This window comes from Pseudomonas sp. TE36184 (assembly GCF_054060055.1).
Window position 1 is genome coordinate 1,938,184 of record NZ_JBSSCU010000001.1, and the last position, 21,386, is coordinate 1,959,569.

Annotated in this window: 20 protein-coding genes; 14 read left to right on the forward strand and 6 right to left on the reverse strand. The window is 59.7% G+C overall.

The annotated features are described in order from the left end of the window. Positions 1 to 9: 9 nt before the first annotated feature. The 3 genes from ACVWZP_RS08390 to ACVWZP_RS08400 all read left to right on the forward strand — a co-directional run bounded on the left by ACVWZP_RS08390 (position 10) and on the right by ACVWZP_RS08400 (position 2,352). The gene (locus ACVWZP_RS08390) at positions 10 to 687 is read left to right on the forward strand and encodes a DUF1028 domain-containing protein (protein WP_201022161.1); all 678 of its coding nucleotides are present in this window, start codon (positions 10 to 12) and stop codon (positions 685 to 687) included. Further along, positions 684 to 1,826, forward strand: a complete 1,143-nt coding sequence (gene argE / locus ACVWZP_RS08395; RefSeq protein ID WP_232566518.1) for an acetylornithine deacetylase — start codon at positions 684 to 686, stop codon at positions 1,824 to 1,826. The genes ACVWZP_RS08390 and argE overlap by 4 nt, the downstream gene beginning before the upstream one ends. 133 nt (positions 1,827 to 1,959) lie before the next feature. After that, complete coding sequence (locus tag ACVWZP_RS08400) at positions 1,960 to 2,352, forward strand: hypothetical protein (RefSeq protein ID WP_141123522.1); 393 nt, start codon at positions 1,960 to 1,962, stop codon at positions 2,350 to 2,352. Between the two features lie 83 nt (positions 2,353 to 2,435). On the opposite strand, the gene ACVWZP_RS08405 is transcribed toward ACVWZP_RS08400, so the two are convergent. Beyond that, positions 2,436 to 3,347 carry a LysR substrate-binding domain-containing protein gene (locus ACVWZP_RS08405; protein WP_046383797.1) on the reverse strand — a complete coding sequence of 304 codons (912 nt, stop codon included), beginning with the start codon at positions 3,345 to 3,347 and terminating at the stop codon, positions 2,436 to 2,438. 216 nt (positions 3,348 to 3,563) lie between these two features. Here ACVWZP_RS08405 and ACVWZP_RS08410 point away from each other — a divergent pair, with 216 nt between their 5' ends. Then, positions 3,564 to 4,979, forward strand: a complete 1,416-nt coding sequence (locus ACVWZP_RS08410; RefSeq protein WP_457369660.1) for a purine-cytosine permease family protein — start codon at positions 3,564 to 3,566, stop codon at positions 4,977 to 4,979. A 237-nt stretch (positions 4,980 to 5,216) separates the two neighbouring features. On the opposite strand, the gene ACVWZP_RS08415 is transcribed toward ACVWZP_RS08410, so the two are convergent. Both ACVWZP_RS08415 and ACVWZP_RS08420 read right to left on the reverse strand, forming a co-directional pair. Next, on the reverse strand, positions 5,217 to 7,880 hold the full coding sequence (locus ACVWZP_RS08415; protein WP_457369661.1) for a tyrosine-protein kinase family protein: 2,664 nt from the start codon (positions 7,878 to 7,880) through the stop codon (positions 5,217 to 5,219). After that, positions 7,880 to 8,332 (reverse strand): hypothetical protein, encoded by a 453-nt coding sequence (locus ACVWZP_RS08420; protein ID WP_457369662.1) that lies wholly within the window; start codon positions 8,330 to 8,332, stop codon positions 7,880 to 7,882. The genes ACVWZP_RS08415 and ACVWZP_RS08420 overlap by 1 nt, the downstream gene beginning before the upstream one ends. A 620-nt stretch (positions 8,333 to 8,952) precedes the next feature. Here ACVWZP_RS08420 and ACVWZP_RS08425 point away from each other — a divergent pair. After that, positions 8,953 to 9,246, forward strand: coding sequence for a fructose-bisphosphate aldolase (locus tag ACVWZP_RS08425; RefSeq protein WP_126589011.1), 294 nt, complete (start codon positions 8,953 to 8,955; stop codon positions 9,244 to 9,246). Between the two features lie 241 nt (positions 9,247 to 9,487). On the opposite strand, the gene ACVWZP_RS08430 is transcribed toward ACVWZP_RS08425, so the two are convergent. Next, positions 9,488 to 10,054: an isochorismatase family protein gene (locus tag ACVWZP_RS08430; RefSeq protein ID WP_457369663.1), complete on the reverse strand. Its 567-nt coding sequence runs from the start codon at positions 10,052 to 10,054 to the stop codon at positions 9,488 to 9,490. Between the two features lie 478 nt (positions 10,055 to 10,532). Between ACVWZP_RS08430 and ACVWZP_RS08435 the strand changes: the two genes are divergently transcribed. From ACVWZP_RS08435 to ACVWZP_RS08465, 7 genes are all read left to right on the forward strand, one after another. Continuing rightward, entirely contained in the window at positions 10,533 to 11,024 is a 492-nt protein-coding gene (locus ACVWZP_RS08435; RefSeq protein ID WP_102617916.1) for a GNAT family N-acetyltransferase, read from the forward strand. Positions 11,025 to 11,094: 70 nt separating this feature from the next. Next, positions 11,095 to 11,334 carry a hypothetical protein gene (locus ACVWZP_RS08440; RefSeq protein ID WP_046383801.1) on the forward strand — a complete coding sequence of 80 codons (240 nt, stop codon included), beginning with the start codon at positions 11,095 to 11,097 and terminating at the stop codon, positions 11,332 to 11,334. Positions 11,335 to 11,408: 74 nt separating this feature from the next. Further along, the gene (locus tag ACVWZP_RS08445) at positions 11,409 to 11,834 is read left to right on the forward strand and encodes a GNAT family N-acetyltransferase (RefSeq protein ID WP_457369664.1); all 426 of its coding nucleotides are present in this window, start codon (positions 11,409 to 11,411) and stop codon (positions 11,832 to 11,834) included. Positions 11,835 to 12,043: 209 nt separating this feature from the next. Further along, positions 12,044 to 12,565, forward strand: coding sequence for a sigma-70 family RNA polymerase sigma factor (locus tag ACVWZP_RS08450; RefSeq protein ID WP_046383803.1), 522 nt, complete (start codon positions 12,044 to 12,046; stop codon positions 12,563 to 12,565). Then, positions 12,562 to 13,512, forward strand: a complete 951-nt coding sequence (locus ACVWZP_RS08455) for a FecR domain-containing protein (RefSeq protein WP_457369665.1) — start codon at positions 12,562 to 12,564, stop codon at positions 13,510 to 13,512. The genes ACVWZP_RS08450 and ACVWZP_RS08455 overlap by 4 nt, the downstream gene beginning before the upstream one ends. A gap of 97 nt (positions 13,513 to 13,609) precedes the next feature. Next, positions 13,610 to 16,072 (forward strand): TonB-dependent siderophore receptor, encoded by a 2,463-nt coding sequence (locus ACVWZP_RS08460; protein WP_457369666.1) that lies wholly within the window; start codon positions 13,610 to 13,612, stop codon positions 16,070 to 16,072. A 65-nt stretch (positions 16,073 to 16,137) separates the two neighbouring features. Continuing rightward, entirely contained in the window at positions 16,138 to 17,031 is an 894-nt protein-coding gene (locus ACVWZP_RS08465) for an AraC family transcriptional regulator (RefSeq protein WP_046488436.1), read from the forward strand. Here the strand turns inward: ACVWZP_RS08465 and ACVWZP_RS08470 are convergent. Next, positions 16,973 to 17,560, reverse strand: coding sequence for a LysE family translocator (locus ACVWZP_RS08470; protein WP_046383807.1), 588 nt, complete (start codon positions 17,558 to 17,560; stop codon positions 16,973 to 16,975). The genes ACVWZP_RS08465 and ACVWZP_RS08470 overlap by 59 nt on opposite strands. Before the next feature lie 78 nt (positions 17,561 to 17,638). Next, a complete protein-coding gene (locus ACVWZP_RS08475) occupies positions 17,639 to 18,340 on the reverse strand; it encodes a FadR/GntR family transcriptional regulator (protein ID WP_198864902.1) in 702 nt (233 codons plus the stop codon). 318 nt (positions 18,341 to 18,658) lie between these two features. Between ACVWZP_RS08475 and ACVWZP_RS08480 the strand changes: the two genes are divergently transcribed. Both ACVWZP_RS08480 and gudD read left to right on the forward strand, forming a co-directional pair. Further along, positions 18,659 to 20,008 carry an MFS transporter gene (locus ACVWZP_RS08480; protein WP_046383809.1) on the forward strand — a complete coding sequence of 450 codons (1,350 nt, stop codon included), beginning with the start codon at positions 18,659 to 18,661 and terminating at the stop codon, positions 20,006 to 20,008. A gap of 12 nt (positions 20,009 to 20,020) precedes the next feature. Continuing rightward, positions 20,021 to 21,370 carry a glucarate dehydratase gene (gene gudD, locus ACVWZP_RS08485; RefSeq protein ID WP_457369667.1) on the forward strand — a complete coding sequence of 450 codons (1,350 nt, stop codon included), beginning with the start codon at positions 20,021 to 20,023 and terminating at the stop codon, positions 21,368 to 21,370. The last annotated feature ends 16 nt before the right edge of the window (positions 21,371 to 21,386 follow it).

Here is a 21,386-nt window from a genome sequence, read left to right on the forward strand (position 1 = left end):
GAGCCGTACATGACCTTTTCAATCGTCGGCCGTTGCGCCGACACCGGCCAACTGGGTATCGCCATCAGCTCTTCGAGCATCGCCGTCGGCGCACGCTGCCCCTGGCTGCGGCCGGGTGTCGGTGCGGTCGCGACCCAGAACATCACGCTGCCGGCCCTCGGCCCGGACGTGCTCGACCTGCTGGAACAAGGCCTGGCCCCCGCCGCCGCCATTGATGAGGCGCTGACCCGCAACGGCTACAGCCAATACCGCCAACTGACCGCGATCGATCACCTGGGCCGCAGCGTGCATTTCAGCGGCAGCCAAACCCTCGGCAAGCACCACGCGGTGTCGGGCGAACAGTGCGTCGCGGCCGGCAATATGCTCGCCGACCGCGCAGTGATCGAGGCGATGGTCCAGGCCTTCGAGCAAGGCGAAGGCCAACTGGCCGAGCGACTCTTGGCGGCGATGCATGCCGCCATCGCCGCCGGTGGCGAAGCCGGCCCGGTGCATTCGGCCGCGTTGCAGGTGGTGGGCGAACTGACCTGGCCGATCATCGACCTGCGGGTGGATTGGGCCGACGCCAACCCGATCGGCCAACTGCACACGCTGTGGGATGCCTATCGCCCACAAGTGCAGGCTTACATCGACCGCGCCCTGGCCCCCGACCACGCGCCCGGCTATGGCGTCGCCGGGGACGAGCGATGAGCCGCAGCCGCGCGTTGCTGCAGACGCTGGTGGGGTTCGATACCACCAGCCGCGAGTCCAACCTGCAGTTGATCGCCTTTGTGCGCGATTACCTGGCGAGTCACGGCGTGGCCAGCGAACTGATCTACAACGAGGCCCGCACCAAGGCCAACCTGTTTGCCAGCATCGGCCCGGTGGAGGTGCCCGGGATTGTGCTGTCCGGGCATACCGATGTCGTACCGGTGGATGGGCAGCCGTGGAGCATGCCGCCGTTTGAACTGACCGAACGCGACGGCCGGCTGTTCGGCCGGGGCACGGCGGACATGAAGGGCTACATCGCCTGTGTGCTGGCCCTGGTGCCGGCGCTGGTCGCGGCGACGTTGCGCCGGCCGGTGCATATCGCCCTCTCCTACGACGAGGAAGTCGGTTGCCTGGGCGTGCGCTCGTTGCTCAGCGTGCTGGCGCAGCGGCCGGTGAAGCCGATGCTGTGCATCATCGGTGAACCGACCGAACTCAAACCGGTGCTCGGCCATAAAGGCAAGCTGGCGATGCGCTGCGATGTGCATGGCGCGGCCTGTCATTCGGCGTATGCGCCCCATGGCGTGAATGCGATCGAGCATGCCGCCGAATTGATCGGCGAACTGGGACGCATCGGCCAACGGCTGCGCGATAAGCAGGATGCGCGCTTTGATCCGCCGTTCAGTACGGTGCAAACCGGGGTGATTGGCGGGGGCAAGGCGCTGAACATCGTGCCCGCCGACTGCCGGTTTGATTTTGAGGTCCGCGCGCTGCCGGGCCAGGCCCCACAAGCGGTGGCGGATGAATTGCGCGCCTACGCCGAGCAGCAGGTATTGCCGCGCATGCAGGCGGTGAGCGCGCAGAGTGCGATTCGCTTTACCGAGCTGTCGGCGTATCCGGGGCTGATGACCGATCAGCATAGCGAGGCGGCCGAGTTGATCGCGGCATTTTGTGGCTCGCGGGCGTTCGGCACGGTAGCGTTCGGCACCGAGGGCGGGTTGTTCGACGCGGTGGGCATTCCCACGGTGGTGTGCGGGCCCGGCAGCATGGACCAGGGGCATAAGCCGGACGAGTTTGTGAGTGTGGCGCAGTTGGCACAGTGCGATCAGATGTTGCACAGCATGCTGAACGCGCTGCGTTGACAGCCCTCGGCTGTGCCGGCGACATACCCTGCATCAATCGCTACCCGCAGCTGATGGAACCGTACTTGAAGGCGGCCCACATAGGAAAACGGCTAATAGCCGTTTTCACTTCAACAGCCTTTGAGTATTGACCATGATAGGAATTCCACCGCACTCGCCGTTGAACAACCCGCTCAACGCTGCGCCGCCTGAAGAGTTGCGTCAGCGCCCCGAAGCGGGTGTACCTGACAGGGAAAGCATACGCATGGGCGTAAGAGAAGAGGATGCATACCGCACGCTGGATGTCTTTTTTGACGTGGCAGAAGCTAACGGCATCAAGGATCTGAACCCGAGCCACGGCAGGCCCTACCTCGATAACAACTTGAACCCGCCGGGCAACGTGGTGCCGCTGTCCGTCCACTTCCGCCCGGACCGTCCGGATGACACTTACAGCCCGGGGCACTTGAAGGCGGTCAACAACTTCGGCACACAACTCGACGCACGGTTGAAGCAACTGAACATCCGGAATGTCGGGCCCGAGGAGTAATCCCAGCGCCGATCAGAGTTGACGCCTGCGTGACCCAGGACAGCCGGGCCGATGCGTTGTTGGCCCAGGCTTGAGCACGCCGATCAGGCGAGCAAACGCGCCAGCTCCTCGCGGCAGTAATCGACGAACAACTGCACCGGCTTGGTCAACGGTGCGCGGCGCAACCACACGGCCGACAAGCCCGAGCCGGTGACGGTTTCCGCCAGCGGCAGGCATACGACTTTCTGGCCGTCATAGGTGTACTCGGTAAACGGCCTGGTCACCAGGATCGAAAAGCCAAACCCGCGCCCCACCATGCCCCGCACCATCTCGATCGACGGCGAGCTGAACACGATGTTCGGCGTCAAGCCGCGCTCTTCAAAGATGCTCACGAAGTACGTGCGGCTCGGCAGTACATCCAGCAGGATCATCGGCTCCAGCACCAGGTCCGCGAGCGACACCTTGGCCTGCTGCGCAAAGCGGTGATCGGCTGGCAACAGCGCATACGGCTGCTGCGGCGGCATCAACGGCGTGGTCTCGATGGTCGCGCCCAGGTCATGCTCGAACAGCATCGCCACGTCGATACTGCCGGCCGTCAGCGCCTGCACCAACTCCTGCTGCTCGCCATCGCGCATGCGGATCTCCACCCCCGGCCAGCGCGCCTTGAAACCGGCGATCAAACGCGGCAGGTACAGCGGCGCGACGGTTTCAAAGCAGCCGATATCGATCTGCCCCGCCACCACGTCATTGTCGGCCAGGGCATTCTGCTCGAACTCGTGGGCCACCCGCAGCAGCTCCAGCGCCTTGCGATAAAAGCGCGCGCCGCTGGGGGTGAGCGACACGCCCTGGGCGTGATGGCGGATAAACAACTGCACGCCAAAGCTGTCTTCCAGTTGCTTGATCGCGGTGGACACCGACGGTTGCGCGATATACAGCTTGCGCGACGCCTCGGCGACGCTGCCGCACTCGGCCGTGGTGACGAAATATCTGAGCTGGCGCAGGTTATAGGCAGCCATCGGGCCCTCCGCAAATGTGGGACTTCGCCCCAGGACACAAGCGGGCAACATACCGGAGCGCGTGGCCACGCGAGATACTTTTTTTAAGGTCTATAGCAACAAACTTACTAATTTACCTCCCCGTCCCCATTGCAGATGATCGCTCCAACAACAAAGCGCCGCTGAGCGGCGTACAGCGAAGTACGTCAACGTACTCACCTTGCCTTGGAGCTCGTCATGGTTACCACTGCAACATCCAGCGCCCCGCTTATCGAAAAACACACGATTGGATACGTGCCCCCGGAAGATCGCCACGGAAAGGTAAGAGACCTGTTCACCCTGTGGTTCGGCGGCAACATCGCGCCGTTGCCGATCGTCACGGGTGCGCTGGGCGTGCAACTGTTCCACCTCAACCTGATCTGGGGCATCGTCGCCATCCTCGTCGGCCACCTGGTCGGCGGCGTGCTGATGGCATTGCACTCGGCCCAGGGCCCGCAGATGGGCATCCCGCAAATGATCCAGAGCCGCGCACAATTCGGCTCCCTCGGCGCGTTGCTGGTGGTGGTGATCGCCGGGGTGATGTACATCGGCTTCTTCGCCTCCAACATCGTGCTGGCCGGTAAATCCCTGCATGGCGTGGTCGACAGCGTGCCCGTGCCGGTGGGCATCGTGATCGGCGCCATCGGTTCCGGGATCATCGGCATCATCGGCTACCGTTTCATCCACGTACTCAACCGCATCGGCACCTGGGTACTGGGCGCGGGGATCGTGCTGGGTTTCGGCTACATCTTCAGCCATATACAGACCAGCGACTTTCTGACCCGCGGCAGTTTCAACCTCTCCGGCTGGCTGGCCACCGTGTCCCTGGCGGCGCTGTGGCAGATCGCGTTCGCGCCCTACGTCTCCGACTATTCGCGCTACCTGCCGGCCGACGTACCCGTCGCGTCGACCTTCTGGACCACCTACCTGGGCTCGGCGCTGGGTTCGAGCCTGTCGTTCATCTTCGGCGCCGTCGCGGTGCTCGCCACCCCGGTGGGCATGGACACCATGGACGCGGTCAAACTCGCCACCGGCGCCATCGGCCCGCTGATGCTGGTGCTGTTCTTGCTCAGCGTGATCAGCCACAACGCCCTCAACCTGTACGGTGCGGTGCTGTCGATCATCACCCTGGTGCAGACCTTCGCCTACCGCTGGATCCCGACCGCGAAAAGCCGCGCCGTGATCTCGATCATCGTACTCGCGGCCTGTTCGGTGGCCGCGGTATTCGCCTCGAAAGACTTTATCGGCCACTTCGTCGACATGGTCCTGGTGCTGCTGGTGGTACTGGTGCCGTGGACGGCGATCAACCTGATCGACTTCTACGCGATCCATAAAGGCAAGTACGACATTGCATCGATCTTCCGCGTGGACGGCGGGATCTACGGGCGCTACAACCCCCAGGCGCTGCTGGCCTATGCGGTGGGGATCGCGGTGCAGATTCCGTTCATGAACACGCCACTGTACGTGGGGCCGATTTCGCAGCACATCAACGGCGCGGATTTGTCGTGGGTGGTGGGGTTGGTGGTGACGTCGCCGTTGTATTTCTGGTTGGCGAGTCGGGACAGTGCGTATAAGCGGCGGATGGATGCGGGGGCGGTGGTGGGTGGGGTATAAATAGGATCACGCCAATATCACTTTCAATAAAACCATTAGGTCTCGGCAATTACTGCCGAGACCTAATGGTGTTTTTGGTTCTAAGGGTGAGTCAGCGGTTAGTCGTACTTTCTCCTAAAAAATTCAGCTTAGATTAAACCTAGCCAGATATATTTATATGACCAAAGCCAAACTTTTAGCATATCCTAAAACCCAAATAACTGCGCCACCCCCAGCAAAAGTCGCGATCAATAATGGTTACTTTTTCTCACCTTGAACCCTAGTAACCTTGAGGCCATCGATATACAGGCTCGCAATACCGAAATCAAACTTAGCACCTTGCTTCTTTTTAACTAAAAGCCCCGCCAAGCTCAAATGAGAAACAAAAGCCTCAAATGCACCAAATGGCTCAGAACATCTAGACCAAGCATCCCTTAGTTCCGCAGATGTAAATTGAGACCTCAGAGTTTGATTACTCTCAATATCTTCTAAAAACGACCTAAGTGAAGGGTACTCATTTTTAAGAGCATTAACACGCTCAATAGATGCCGTTTCCAAACCTAACTGCATAGATCTAGGACTTAGCAACCTATCTGTGGCGGGCTGTTTCACATTAAATGTTCGCAACTCTTCCTCTCTGGCATTATGCAATAGAACAGTCAACGACCGAGGATATGTATTTCCCTGAGCATCAGTCAGGCGATTATAAACCCACTTAGCCACAGTAGCATTTTTGCCTTTCTCTTGTCGTAGTCCCCAAAGAGGGACTAAGGCCTTGCGCAAATCCTCCTCCCCAGCAGAATCAACTTCCGAATCCGTCAAGGGGAACTCCCTTAAAGCAATAGAACGAAACTCCTGCGAGCCTCCTGTGACCAATCTATACGCCAGCCGAAGAAAGTCCTCAATCTTCCACTGAAGCAAAAGTGTTCGAGGCTCGCTAAAATGGCTTTTATTGGTAAAAACTAATTTATTCCAAATATCCTCTCTCAAAAATACCTTGAAACGAATATTGTGCAAATCCTGATTATTAGAATCATATGCAAGCCTCAGCAGGCCTCCTAAAGCATCCTCCTGCCAAGGACTCTCTTCTTTTATATCTTGATCCAAATCATCATACAAAAGCCATAACTTATTATTTTCGGACGTGAGTTGAGCATTGATGTCGATCATTAGATCTCGACATAGCCCTTTGAGTGGATCTGACAACAACCCCAAAATCGCTTGAGTATGGCTAGATTTCCAATGATCTACTCCAGAAACCTTCCCGAAATTTTGCTTCAAATAATCCTTTATAGTTTTCGTTCCAGACGAACGAGGTAGAGAGTCGAGCAAATCTAGCCTAGAAACAAAAATCCGCACAATTGCATAAGCACGCCAAAATGATAGCCAGTCATGCTGTTCCTTGACCAATCCACGTTGGATATCGTCGAATACGTCCGTAGTGGGCCTAAAAACGGACACTGGCGATGGACCATGGCCTGGCAATATATCGACGTTCTCCAAACGACCACGGGCTCGCTTCATTGCGTTACTTTTATGTTCCACGAACAGGTGGAACAAGGTAGATTTTCCCGTACCCTTACGGCCTCGAACAACCCATCTAGCGTCATCCAAAAACTTATCGAAATCAGATGTTTTTTGAAAGAAGTTTTCAAAATCATTGGCTGCTATAGCTTTGGCTTCCCTTTCTGGAAAGCTTAAAGATTCAATAACCTTCTTTCGATCAACTCGACTCATGGATGCTTCAGCTTTGTCTTCAGCTTCAGAATCCATAAGAATATTTGCTATTCTGGCATAGCCCGGCATTGCCGCTTCCACTGGATAAGTAATAGCAGCAGCAATACCGGGATTATAGTAAATTTCAGTGGGCACCTCCTCCTCTCCAAGTCGCAAGCTAGGTAAAAACTTTGCAACTATCTCCCTACCTATCGGACCTTCAGGCACTGGCGAAAGGATTAAGTTAATATTCACATCGGACAGATTACTTACTGTTTCGCGAACAAACCTGATGCCCTCCGCATTCTGCTCGCTAGGAAACATCACTAAGAATGCCTCATCTGCAAGTCTCAGAAGTGAAAGCCCCCCCCAATCCCCAAGCCCAGTACGGGCATCAATAAGCAAGATATCCGGATCTATCTGTTCAACAAGCTCTTTCTCAAACATCCCCCATGCATCATCCGCCCTTAGGAGCGCCATTTCCGAGGACAGAGTGAATAACCGTTGAACATATTCATTCCCAATTACCCCCGCAGGAATCACATGAACTTCCGCTCGAGTAGATTCATCCTCAACCACATAGGATATTGCTTTTTTTTGTGTGTTTCCGGTTGCCACGAGACAAGTAGTAAGATTCCCACTTTCCTCAGAATCAAACGGAAGAACTTGACGCTCCCAAAGAAAATCTATAATTCCGACTTCAGTTTTCTGATCATCTTGGCGTGGAAGAAGCTTATGCAATCCCGGAGCTTCAACGTCTAAATCTACAACTACGACCCGTTCTCCACTACGAGCCAAGTGAAAAGCGGTATGAACTAGAGCAGTTGTTCTACCCACCCCACCTTTGTAAGAGTAAAAAACCACACGTCTTGGTTTCGAGCCTGGAGGTCGACTATTGGGCTTCTGTCCGGAGGCGATCATTGAAACTGCCGTACCCCAACTAGCCGGCGGCTCCAAAACGGAATGTTCTATAGACATCCCTCTCTCGCGAGCTTCGGATGTGGTATGTAACTCTGCGATTGAAAGCTTCAAACCCGCACTTTCGATTAGAGCCTTAATCGGCATAATCCGCTGTTCTCTGGTTTGACCATGAAACGAATCATGTATAATTGTTATCAGCGCAAGGTCGCTACTACCCACATAAAACTCATAAGATTCCCCATACAGAGAATCCAACTCTTGGCGAAGCTCAACTGCCGTTCTCATTACTTCTCTCCGTTTTTATCGAGCCAACCAAGCACATACTTTAAACTTTGGCGCCAATCGCTTAGAGTATTTCCCATCAGATCTTCACCAACATATCTAAGATCAATGAAATCATGTGCGGTTGCGCCGCCGGGATTCATAATACGGCTAAGATGAATTAAAAAAGCAGGATCTAATAGCGCTTTTTTATTAAGTTCTCCCATCAGTCTAAGTGATGCGAGCAGCCCATGGCCTGGACGCTCAATTGGCTGTCCCTTCCGTGCATCCTTCGGCCTTGTACCTCGATCCCCCCAAGCGGTAATCCCGTGATACCTCACGACCAAATGCTTGAGCCTGCATTCGATGGCGACCCCGCCAAGGTGAGCTGCCGCTGTAGTTCGCGGCGTCTCACCAGCCATTAGCGTTTCCACATCAGCACGCCGAGATTCAAACGCCATTTCGTAGTTTTCCATCCCCCCCCCTTGAAGCACCTTGCACAAGCCGAAAATTTTCGGTTTTTTGTTTACCAGGAAATTAATGCAGCCAGAGTTTTAGTGAAAATGCATGTTCGCACATACGAGCACTCGAAAGCTTCTCTAAGATGTTATGCCTTGTAGCCCCTTACTCAGCGCAGTCATTTGCCAACCTTCAAAATATGAGAAGGAAACCTATTCACTTTAGGGCGAATCAGGCCGTGTAGAGACTATCAAGCCACTGAAGCGATGTTTCTTACATTTACGTTTGAGAACTCACACTTGCCCATACAATTGAAGATGCCTTTCTCTCTCGATGCAATCGCGCACCTACCCTCCTTCAGTTGCACTCATCGATTTCACCACTTATAGTTCGCGTTCGCTGGCTTCACCCCCAGCGACAGGGTTTCGCAGCCCTAAAACGATTCACACCAACACCGTCAGACATGCCCCAGCCGGCTCCCGGCTGGCGAATGTTTTATGGCGGTTGTGCGTGGGAGACCTTCGGGTCTGCCGGGTTTTGGTGTAAATCGCCCGGTCTGCGAACCTGCGCACAGCTGCCACCCAATCTGTTTCGCAGCAGAACCGGTGGTAATTCTTCTTACTTGAGGATTTACACCATGACTACTCAACACCCGCCCCGCCGCTTCACCCCCATGTCCCAAACCGCAACCGACTACCCGGTCCTGCTGATCGACAGCGACGCCCCGCTCAGCGAGTTGCACGCCTGCGCCAGTGAGCGCCTCAATGCCGCGCTCGCCTACCTGCACCTGATGGCCTGTTCCAAAGTGTCCGACTATGCCGAGCACGACATCAATACCGTCGCCAACACCGCCCGGATCATGGTCCAGGACGTGGCGGATGTGTTTACGGTGATGGAGCGGCGTGGGTTTGATTCGCCTGCGGTGAGTTGACGTGATGTAAGTGCTGAAGAAACCCGCTTTGGCGGGTTTTCTGGTTTCTGGTGAACTGGAAGTTGGCGAGTGAAGTGGATTTGATGGCGTTTGTGCCGCCGCCATCGCAGCCTCGCTGGGGCTCGACAGCTCCCACAGTTGACCGAGTCCGGCCTCCAGCAGTTGGACGGTCACCACGCCTTTTTCGGCACTCAAGGCTGAATAGGTCTGCTGCTACCGCATCGGTGGGTACCGCATAACGTCATAGGGTGAACTGTGCGACCACTTCATCCGATGACATGACATCGGCATACTCATCACCCAATATAGCCAAGGTCAATTCATGGACGGTTGTGGCGTCCCATGACTTTCCATACGCCCCGATGACGGGCACGGCTGTCGTGGCGTCTGAGGGAAGGATGATGCTGTATCCGAGTGCTTTTCCCGCACGGACCGTGGCATCCATGCTGTTGTGAATGACAACACCCGTCAGCACCAATTGTTTTACCTGCATCCGTTTAAGAACGGCGTCTAATTCGGTGCCAATGAACGCGCAATTTTCCTGTTTGGTGACGACGGTTTCTCCCTTTATCGGAGCAACGTCCTTCTTAATGCCATTCCATGGGCCATGGACGTAATAGCTGGATGTAGGAGTCTGTTCATCGTGCTTCACATGAACAACCGGCCAACCGATTGATCGCCAGTGATTGAGAAGGCGCAGGATGACCAGCAGATAGTCAGGATTATTTTTGCCATCCCAGTTCGGGCGATCAATGGCATCTTGAACGTCAAGGATAACAAGCGGGATAGGGCCAGATTGATCGTTCATGTAATCTCATCTCCTTTGGCTAGGGCAGCAGGCCGAGTGTGCTGAAACGAGCCTCGACCAGCAACTGATTGCAGTCCAAACCTGCCTACAGCTCTCTGCGAAGCCCTTCCTAATGAATCTCAGCTTATGCAAGGTGACTTCGGCAGACGCTTACGATTCGCCTGCGGTGAGTTGACGTGATGTAAGTGCTGAAGAAACCCGCTTTGGCGGGTTTTCTGGTTTCTGGTGAACTGGAAGTTGGCGGGGGAAGTGGATTTGATGGTGTTTGTACCGCCGCCATCGCAGCCTCGCTGGGGCTCGACAGCTCCCACAGTTGACCGAGACCGGCCTCCAGAAGTGGCTCGGTCATCAAGCCCCGTCACTTGGCCCCGTTGAACCACGCTGGCCGAACATCCTGTGTCGACCCAGAGGCCACAATGGCGGCGCTATTGGCACCCGGCTATCATGTGGCCTTTCGCTTACCCTCCGAGGAAACCGCATGCCCGCCCTCTCCTTTCGCAACGCCCTCCCCAGCGACGCCGCCCATTGCTTCGACATTGAAACCACCGCCTACGAAGGCGACGAAGCCGCGACCCTGGAAAAGATCGCCACGCGCATTGCGCAATACCCGCAAGGCTTTTTGATCCTGGAGGCAGATGGCGAGGTGGTGGGTTTCATCAACAGCGGCTGCGCCCACAAGGTGGTGATGTCGGATGAGGCGTTCAAGGAGTTGGTCGGCCATGCGGCCGAGGCGCCGAATGTGGTGATCATGTCGGTGGTGGTCGCCCCGGCGCACCAGGGCAAGGGCTATTCCACCGCGTTGATGCGCGAGTTTGTGCAGCGCATGCGCGCGCTGGGCAAGCAGACGATTCACTTGATGTGCAAGGACCGCCATGTGGCGTTGTACACGCGCCTGGGCTACCGCTATGTGCAGCCGTCGGCGTCGGATCATGGCGGGATGGCGTGGCATGAGATGGTGATGGCCTTTTAATAGTCACCCTGGGAGCTTATCCCTGTTGCAGCGCCCAACAAGGCACCACGAATTGACTCGGACTGCTTTGATGTCCAGGGCACGTATCAGCCGCTTGTTGACCTCCTCTTTGATCGCAGCCCCGTTGATGGCCATGGTGCCGGTTGCATTCGGTGCCACTGCGCAGGACATCGAGCACCTCCGAAACTTATCCGTCGACCAGTTCCGCCGGGAGGCCAAGCAACGCGCCGAGGAGCAGGCGCGCCAGGAAGCCAGGGAAAAGCAGTTGCAGGAAGAGGAGGTACGCGCTTTATTGGTCGAAAAACCCTGATCACGCCCACACTCAATCGTATAAAGAACTGTCTAAACGCTTGTCGGACAACGGGCCACAAGGAATCCAGCGCGATGCAGCCTCCTCTCATTGAAATCAGCGACCAGCCCAACCCCGACGCCGAACGCATCCTCGGCAACGGCCTGGCGGCGTTCAACGAACAAGCCACCGGCTACCATGACCGGCGCCCGCTGAGCGTGCTGGTCAAAGACCCGCACACCCAGCAGGTGCTCGGCGGCATCACCGACCGGAGCGCATTCGGCATGGCCTTCCTCGACCTCTTCCACTTGCCCGAGACCCTGCGCGGTTCCGGCATCGGTAGCCGATTGCTGCGCGCCTTCGAAGATGAAGCCCGACGCCGCGGTTGTCGCAATGCCGTGCTCTACACCATCAGCTTCCAGGCGCCGGGGTTCTATGAGAAGAACGGCTGGGTGCGGTTTGGCGAAATCGCCTGTGAACCCGAGGGCAACAGCCGGGTGTTTCTGTCGAAACAGCTGTGAGATTCAGGCGTTCACTCGTTGGAGATCAACGTGCCGGTACCGACGAGTGAATAGATGATGGCCTGGGTATCCAGGTTCTTGATGCCCGAGCTGATTTCTTCAATCCATCGATACAGCCTCCCAAAAGCAAACCAATATCATTTGCGCACAACCCGACGCTTTGGTTTAATCGCGAGCAATTCTTATTTACGCCAAAGCCTTTGCGCTGGATGGACAGTGTGTCGACCTCCTTCACCCACCTCTATGGCACCCACCACAGCTGGCTGCTCGGCCTGCTGCGGCGGCGCCTGAACGACCGCTGGGATGCCGCCGACCTGGCCCACGACACGTTTATCCGCATCCTCGGCCGCCCGTTGGCCGAAACCGATCACGTCGGCCAACGCTCCTACCTGGCCACCATCGCCCGTGGCCTGTGTATCGACCACTGGCGCCGCCGCCAACTGGAACGCGCCTGGCTGCAAACCCTGGCCGAACGCCCGGAAGCGCAGCAGCCGTCGCCGGAGCAGCGGGCGATCATCGTCGAAACCCTCTACGAAGTGGACACGATGCTCGCGCGCCTGCCGAAGAAGGTCAGCGAGGCCTTTTTACTCGCGCACTTGCACGGCCTGCCCTACAAGCAGATCGCCGTACAGCTCGGCGTGTGCGAGCGCATGGTCAAGAAGTACATGGCCCAGGCCCTGCTGCACTGCGCGATTCTGGAAGCCGAACTCGACGGGATGCTGGTGCAATGAGCCGCCCCGGCCAGCTCAGCCACGCCAGCCTGGAGCAGGCTGCGCACTGGTACGTGCGCCTGCAGGCCCCAGGCGGTGCGCTCGAACAGTTGCGCTGGCAAACCTGGGTCGCGCAAAGCCCCGAGCACCTGGCGGCCTGGCAGTACGTGCAGCGCGTCAGCCAGCGTTTTGCGCCGTTGCTGGAGCAACCCCATGGCGCCAGCCGGGCCTTGCGCAGCTCGCGGCGCCAGACGCTCAAGACCCTGCTGGTGCTGGGTGTCGGCTCGACACTGGCCTGGGGCACCTGGCGCCACAGCCCCCTGCCCCGCCTGGCAAGCGGCTGGAGTGCCGACTATGCGACCGCCAACGGCGAGACCCGCGACGCGCTGCTGACCGATGGCAGCCACGTGTGGCTGAACACACAGAGCGCGCTGGATGTGCGCTTCGATGCCGCGCAACGCTTGCTGCGCCTGCGCTTTGGCGAAGTGTTGATCGACACCGCCAAGGACCCCAACCGTCCGTTCCTGGTGGACACCGAACAAGGCCGGCTGCAGGCGCTGGGCACGCGCTTCAGCGTGGTGCAAGGTGATGAACATACCCAGCTCACGGTATTCGAGGGCCGGGTGCGGGTCAGTACGCTCAACCCGCACCCACGGATTGTCGACACCGGCCAACAGCTGACGTTTACCCGCAACCACTTCAACACCGCCAGCGTCGCCTCCCCGGCCCGTGAAGCCTGGAGCCGTGGCGTGCTGCTGGCGGACAACCTGCCGCTCGGCGAGTTGATCGCCGAACTCAACAGCTATAGCCCCGGCCACCTGGGCTGCGACCCGGCCGTGGCGCAGCTGCCGGTGATGGGTTCGTTCCCGCTCAAGGACAGCGACCAGGCCCTGCACCTGCTGCAAGCCGCGCTGCCGATTCGGGTCGAGCGGCCGATGCCGTGGTGGGTCAGCGTGGAGCCGCAGTAAAAAACTTCACCCGCCAGTTCCCTTTTTCGACACTCGTTCGGTTAACCCTGCAGACGCTTTCAACTCGCCGATCGACTTGATCCAAAGGGACACCTCCATGCCGCAACCTGCTCGCTTCGCGCTGCGCCCACTGGCGCTGGCCACCTCCCTGCTTTGCCTCGGCGCACCGACGCTGTACGCCGCCGAGCCGACCTCGACCCAGGAAGCCGCGCGCAGTTATCGCATCGCGGGCGGCGCCCTGGTCGCCGTGCTGAACAGCTTCGCCGAACAGTCCGGAATGTTCATCGCCGGCCATAACAGCCTCGCTGCCGGTAAAACCAGCCCCGGCCTGAACGGCAGCTACACTCCGACCAGCGGTTTGCAGCACCTGTTGCAGGGCAGCGGTTTGCAGGCGCTGCCCCAAGGCAACAACGGTTACGTGCTGGAGCTGATCCCCGCCCACAGCGGCGCGCTGGAGCTGGGCGCCACGACGATTTCCGGCCAGGGCCTGGGCGCTATCACCGAAGACACCCACGCCTACACTACCGGTGTCATGGCCTCGGCCACCGGCCTGCCGCTGTCGATGCGCGACACCCCGCAGTCGGTCACGGTGATCACCCGCCAGCAGATGGACGACCAGGGCTCCAACAGCATCGCCGACACCCTGCGCCGCGCCCCCGGCGTGAGCGTGCAGAACTACGACAGCGAACGCTGGGAGTTCTCCAGCCGTGGCCTGCCGATCACCAATTTCCAGTACGACGGCGTCAACGCCACCTATGACGGCGTGTACGACTACGGCACCACCAGCACCGACATGGCAGTGTACGACCACCTGGAAATCATCAAGGGCTCGGCCGGCCTGCTCAGCGGTTCCGGCGACCCGTCGGCCACGGTCAACCTGATCCGCAAAAAGCCCACGCGGGAATTCAAGGCCTCGGTCACCCAGACCTTCGGCTCCTGGGACAACTACCGCACCGAAGGCGATATTTCCGGCCCCTTGACCGAGTCGGGCAATCTGCGCGGACGCTTTGTCGGCGTGTATCAGGACCGCCAGTCGTATCTCGATCACTACCAGCACACCAAGGACATCGGCTACGGCATCCTTGAAGCGGACCTTACGCCCGACACCCTGCTGACCTTCGGTATCGACCAGCAAGACACCCGCTCCCGTGGCGCCAGCTGGACCGGTTTCCCGATGTTCTTCAGCGACGGCTCGCGCACGCACTTCTCGCGCTCGTTCAACCCGGCGGCCGACTGGAGCCGCCGCGACTTCCAGAACCAGACGCTGTTCGCCTCGGTGCAACAGCAGTTGGCGAACGACTGGTCGCTCAAGGTCAGCCTCGACCGCAAGCGCAGTCAGCACGACACCCTGCTCGCCTCCGCCAGCGGCGGCAACCCGGACCCGGTCAGCGGCGACGGCATGTACATGTTCATGGGCAAGTACAAGGGCGACCAGTTACAGAACACCCTGGACGTCAATCTCAGCGGGCCGTTCAACCTGTTTGGCCGCGAGCACGAGCTGATCATGGGCTTTATGGCTACCCGCTCGAAGCAGGACGTGCCGGTCTACGGTTCGATTTACCCCGCCGTGGGCGGCAGCATTTTCGACTGGCATGGCGAGTACGCCAAACCGGATATCCCGCGCAGCGGCCAGAACGATATCGTGCAACGCCAGACCGGCGCCTACCTGGCCACGCGCTTGAAACCCACGGACGATTTGTCAGTGATCCTCGGCACGCGCGTCAGCACGTTCAGCGGCACCGACACCACCGATTTCTATGATCCGACCAAGGCCGACAACCGCACCACCTACCGCCAGAGCGGCGTGGTCACGCCGTATGCCGGGATCGTCTACGACCTCGACGACACCTGGTCGGTGTACACCAGCTACACCCAGATCTACCGCCCGCAAAGCAGCAAGGACGCCGACCGCAAACTGCTCGACCCGATCGAAGGCGCCACCTATGAAGCCGGGCTCAAGGCAGCGTTCTACGACGGCCGCCTGAATGCCAGTTTTGCCGCGTTCCGCATCGAGCAGGACAATGTCGCCGAGTACGTGTCGGGCTTCGAGAGCGATTCGGTGTACCGCCCGATTGCCGGCGCCACCACCAAGGGCTTCGAGGCGCAACTGTCGGGTGAAGTGCTGGACGGCTGGAACATCTCGGCCGGCTACACCTACCAGCACACCCGCGATGCCAACAACGGTTATGTGTACAGCTCGGTGCTGCAAACCACCACGCCGCAGCAGGTGGTGCGCCTGTTCAGTAGCTATCGCCTGCCCGGCGCGCTGGAGCATGTCACCGTGGGCGGCGGCGTGAATTGGCAGAGCGAGTTCTTCGGCAACGTGTTCCAACCCAACCCGAACGACACGCTCAACTTCGGCCAGAACGCACGCATCACCCAGGACAGTTACTACCTGGTCGACCTGATGGCCCGCTACCGCTTCAACGAGCACCTGAGCACCACGCTGAACGTGAAGAACCTGTTCGATAAAAAGTACTACACGGGCCTGGGCAACTTCGGCACCGGGTTCTACGGCGAACCGCGCAGCCTGCAACTGGCGACTAAATGGGACTTCTAGGCTGACGGCCCCGGCAGTCTGTGCAATGATCCTCCCTCGATCTCCCGAGGGATGGAGCCGCCGCCATGTCGCTGAACACCGCCACTCACCCCGCGCAAGCGCCGCGCTTCTGGCGCGACGAGCGCTTGCCGTTCATCGAAGCGCGGACCATCGCCGATGGGCGCAAGGTCACCTACACCCGCCACGCCCACGAGCATTTCTCCATCGGCGCGATCACCACCGGGCGCAGCTATTACCACTACGGCGCGGACACCTTCCAGATCAGCGCCGGCACGGTGGTGCTGATGAACCCCGGCGATGTGCATGCGTGCAACCCGATCCACGACCAACCCTGGTCGTATCACATGCTCTACCTCGACACGCCCTGGCTGACGGACCTGCAATACCAGTTGGGCTTCAGCACCGACCAGGGTTATCGACCGTTCAATACGCCCTATACCCGCGACCCGGTGCTGTACAACGGCCTGATCGAGCTGTACCGGACGCTGTTGGATGAGCACGCCGAACTCCTGCAAAAACAGAGCATGCTGGTGAGTTATTTCAGCGAGGTGCAGCAGCGCCTGAACCCTTCGAACACGCCGGTGCGGGAGGTCAATCACAAGCTGGAACGCGCCGCCGAGTACATCCGCGAACACTGCACCCAGGCCTTGAAACTCGAAGACATCTGCCTGGCGGCCGAGCTGTCGCCGTCTTATCTGATCCGCGCCTTCAAGCAGTATTACGGCTTGACGCCCCATGCGTTTCTGGTGAACCGGCGCATCCAGTTCGCCCGCACCCAATTGCGCAACGGCGAACTGATCGCCGACGTCGCCCTGGCCGCCGGCTTCGCCGACCAGGCGCACTTCCAGCGCACCTTCAAGCTGCACTTCGCCGCCACGCCGGGGCAGTACCGCGACCTGCTCAAGCCATCAGCAAATAACCCACACTGGCCACCAGCAACGCGGCCATCGAACGGTTGAACACCCGCACGCCCTGCGCGTTGCCGAGGTAACGGCGCAAAAACGTGCCGGCGTAGGCCCAGCAGGCTACCGACAGGTAGCAGATCACCAGGTAGAGCGCCGCAAACAGCCACACTTGCCGGGCGTCGCCATCCGCGACAAACAACCCCATCCCCGCCACGCAGGCCAGCCAGGCCTTGGGGTTCAGCCATTGCATGATCGCGCCGTAGAGCATCGACGGTGCCGTTGCGGTGCCTTCGGCGTCCAGCCGGCCATCGTCCACCGCAAGTTTCCAGGCCATGTACAGCAGGAAGGCGACCCCGCCCCACTGGATCAACTGGGTCAGAATGGGCCAGCGCAGCAGCACTTCATGCAGCCCCAGGCCGATCAGCACCAGCAACAGCGTGAAGCCGGTGGCGGCACCGAACACATGTTTCTGGCTGGCGACAAAACCGAAGCGCGCGCCCGAACTGAGAGCGACCACATTCACCGGGCCCGGTGTGATGGAGGTGGCCAACGCGAAGGCGGCCATGGAAAGGATCAAGCTCATTGCGGTTCCCTGTTGTGGTGATGAACAGGGGCCACGGTAAACACCCCGGCGAGCCGGGTATTGAAGAAAATGCCCCTGCTACTCGCCGGTCATGCGTTCCAGGCTGTTGCTCAGGTGCAACAACATCGCGGCGCGGGCGGCGTCGGGGTCCTGGCGACGGATGGCGTTGAGGATCGCCTCGTGTTCCAGGTTGGCCAACTGGCCGAGTTTCATCAGGTCGGTATTGCCGCGCTCTTCGGCGTTGATGCGCGTGCGCGGGATCACCGAGTTGCCCAGGTGCTGGATCACATCGGTGAAGTAGGTGTTGCCGGTGGCCTGGGCAATCAACTGATGGAAGCGCACGTCGGGTTCGACGCTGCTGTCGTTGTTGGCCAGCGAGGCCTGGTAGTCGTCGAGGGCCTCGCGCATGTGCTGCAACTGCACCTCGCTGCGGCGCAGCGCGGCCAGGGCGGCGGCCTGGGTTTCCAGGCCCAGGCGCAACTCGAGGATGCCGCGCACGCTGACCGCGGTGTCGTGGTTCAGGTGCAGGCCCTGGCGCTGGTCCCGCGCCAGCACAAAGGTGCCCACCCCGTGCCGGGTTTCCACCAGCCCTGCCGCCTGCAACTTCGACAGCGCCTCACGCACCACCGTGCGACTGACACCGTACTCGCCGACGATGGCCGACTCGGAGGGCAGCTTCTCGCCCGGCGCCAGTTGGCCGAGGAGAATGCGCTGGGTCAGCGTGGTCACGATGTCATGGGCCAGGCCCTGGGAGCGCTTGCGGGGGGTGTCGTTGTGCATCGGTCATTCCATCGGTTGGACCCGGTCAATACTAACATCCCCTAGCACCACCTACTTGTATGACAACAAACAAATTACGCCACAACTGCGCCGCGTTTTCATGGAAGCCGGCTTGCCTGCGATTGCATCGGCGCGATTGATTTCATGCGCTATGACGCCTGTAAAACAGGATTGCCAGCCCTGTCGCGTGCTCGTACAGCCAAAATTTACGTTGCGACGCGGAAAAAAGCAGTTGTATGATGTCTATCAAGTTGCCAAGCACCCCCGGCAGCCCTGAACCCATCCCCGCACAACAATAATCCGTGGGAGTTCTACCCCGTGACCTCTTCCAACCCTGCGACAGCTGCGCCTGCCCTCGACCCCGTCCTGGCCCGCGCGATCAAGAAAGTGAAGCAGCATGTGCTGCCACTGTTCGTGATCATGTTCATCGTCAACTACATCGACCGCGTCAACATCGGCTTTGTCCGCACCCACATGGAACACGATCTGGGCATCGGCGCGGCCGCTTACGGTTTCGGCGCCGGCTTGTTCTTCATCGGCTATGCGTTGTTCGAAGTGCCCTCCAACCTGCTGCTGCAAAAAGTCGGCGCGCGTATCTGGCTGACCCGCATCATGTTCACCTGGGGCATCACCGCGACGCTGATGGCCTTTATCCAGAACGAAACCCACTTCTATATCCTGCGTTTTCTGCTGGGCGTGGCCGAGGCCGGGTTCTTTCCGGGGGTGATCTACTACTTCACCCGCTGGCTGCCCGGGGTGGAGCGCGGCAAGGCGATTGCGATCTTCCTCAGCGGCTCGGCCCTGGCCTCGCTGATCTCCGGCCCGCTGTCCGGCGTGCTGCTGCAAATCAGCGGGCTGGGCCTGCACGGCTGGCAATGGATGTACATCATCGAAGGCATGGCCTCGGTGCTGTTGTGTTTTTTCGTGTGGTTCTGGCTCGACTCCAAACCCCATGACGCCAAGTGGCTCAGCCGCGCCGAACAGGACGCGCTGGTGGGCGAGATCGAGCGCGAACAACGCGAGCGTGACGCCGCCACCACGGTCAAGCCGAGCCTGGGCACGCTGCTCAAGGACCGCCAGATCATGCTGTTCTGCGCCCTGTATTTCTGTATCCAGCTGACTATCTATGCCGCCACATTCTGGCTGCCGAGCATCATCAAGAAGATGGGCGACCTGAGTGACATCCAGGTGGGTTTCTACAATTCCATTCCCTGGCTGATTTCGATCATCGCCATGTATTCGTTCGCGGCCCTGGCCGGCAAGTACAAGCACCAACAGGCGTGGGTGGCCACGGCGCTGTTGATTGCCGCGGCGGGAATGTTTTTCTCCACCACCGGCGGGCCGATCTTTGCCTTTGTCGCCATCTGTTTTGCGGCGATCGGGTTCAAGTCGGCATCGTCGCTGTTCTGGCCGATCCCCCAGGGCTACCTGGATGCGCGCATCGCCGCGGCGGTGATCGCGCTGATCAACTCCATCGGCAACCTCGGCGGGTTTGTCGCGCCCACTACCTTCGGCTTTCTGGAGCAGACCACCGGGTCGATCCAGGGTGGTTTGTATGGGCTGGCCGGCACCTCGATCCTCGCGGCCATCCTGGTGTTCTTCGCCAAGACCCGGCCCGGCGCCCAGAGCCCGAGCGTGCTGCACCCCGCCCCCGTCTTGAGCAAATAAGGAAGCGTTTTGATGAATACAGAACACCAGCACCACGCCAGCCATGCCCCCATCGTCACCCACCTGCAAGTGATCCCGGTGGCCGGCCACGACAGCATGCTGCTCAACCTCAGCGGCGCCCACGGGCCGTTTTTCACGCGCAATATCGTGATTCTCAAGGACAGCGCCGGGCACATCGGCGTGGGCGAAGTACCGGGCGGCGAACGCATCCGCGAAACCCTGGAAGACGCGCGCAGCCTGGTGATCGGCAAGCCGATCGGCGCGTACCAGAGCATTCTCAATGCCATGCGCCGCACCTTTGCCGCCCGCGACAGCGGCGGCCGCGGCCTGCAGACGTTCGACCTGCGCATCACCATCCACGCCGTCACCGCGATGGAAGCGGCGCTGCTCGATCTGCTCGGCCAGTTCCTTGAAGTGCCGGTGGCCGCCCTGCTCGGCGAAGGCCAGCAGCGCGACGCGGTGAAGATGCTCGGCTACCTGTTCTACATCGGCGACCGCCAGCAGACCGACCTGGCCTACCGCAGCGAAGCCGATGGCGACAATTGGTGCCGCCTGCGCCATGAACCGGCCCTGACCCCGGACGCCATCGTGCGCCTGGCCGAAGCCGCCCAGGCCAAGTACGGCTTCAACGACTTCAAGCTCAAGGGCGGCGTGTTGCGCGGCGCCGAAGAAATCGAAGCGGTCACGGCCCTCGCCGAGCGCTTCCCCGACGCACGCATCACCCTGGACCCGAACGGCGCCTGGTCACTCAAGGAAGCCATCGCCCTGTGCCGCGACCAGCATCGCGTATTGGCCTACGCCGAAGACCCATGCGGCGCGGAAAACGGCTATTCGGGCCGCGAAGTCATGGCTGAATTCCGCCGCGCCACCGGCCTGCCCACCGCCACCAATATGATCGCCACCGACTGGCGCGAAATGGGCCACGCGATCCAGTTGCAATCGGTGGACATTCCCCTCGCCGACCCGCACTTCTGGACGATGCAAGGCTCGGTGCGCGTGGCGCAGATGTGCCATGAATGGGGCCTGACCTGGGGCTCGCATTCCAACAATCACTTCGATATTTCCCTGGCGATGTTCACCCAGGTGGCCGCCGCCGCACCGGGCGACATCACCGCGATCGACACCCACTGGATCTGGCAGGACGGCCAGCGCCTGACCAAGACGCCGTTGCAGATTGTCGACGGTCACATCCAGGTGCCTACCAAGCCGGGGCTGGGTGTCGAGATCGACATGGACGCGGTGGCCCAGGCCCACGAACGCTACAAAGACATGGGCCTGGGTGCGCGCAATGACAGCGTGGCCATGCAGTTCCTGATCCCCGGTTGGAGTTTCGATAACAAGCGCCCGTGCCTGGTGCGCTGAGCGCCGATCCCGGCCA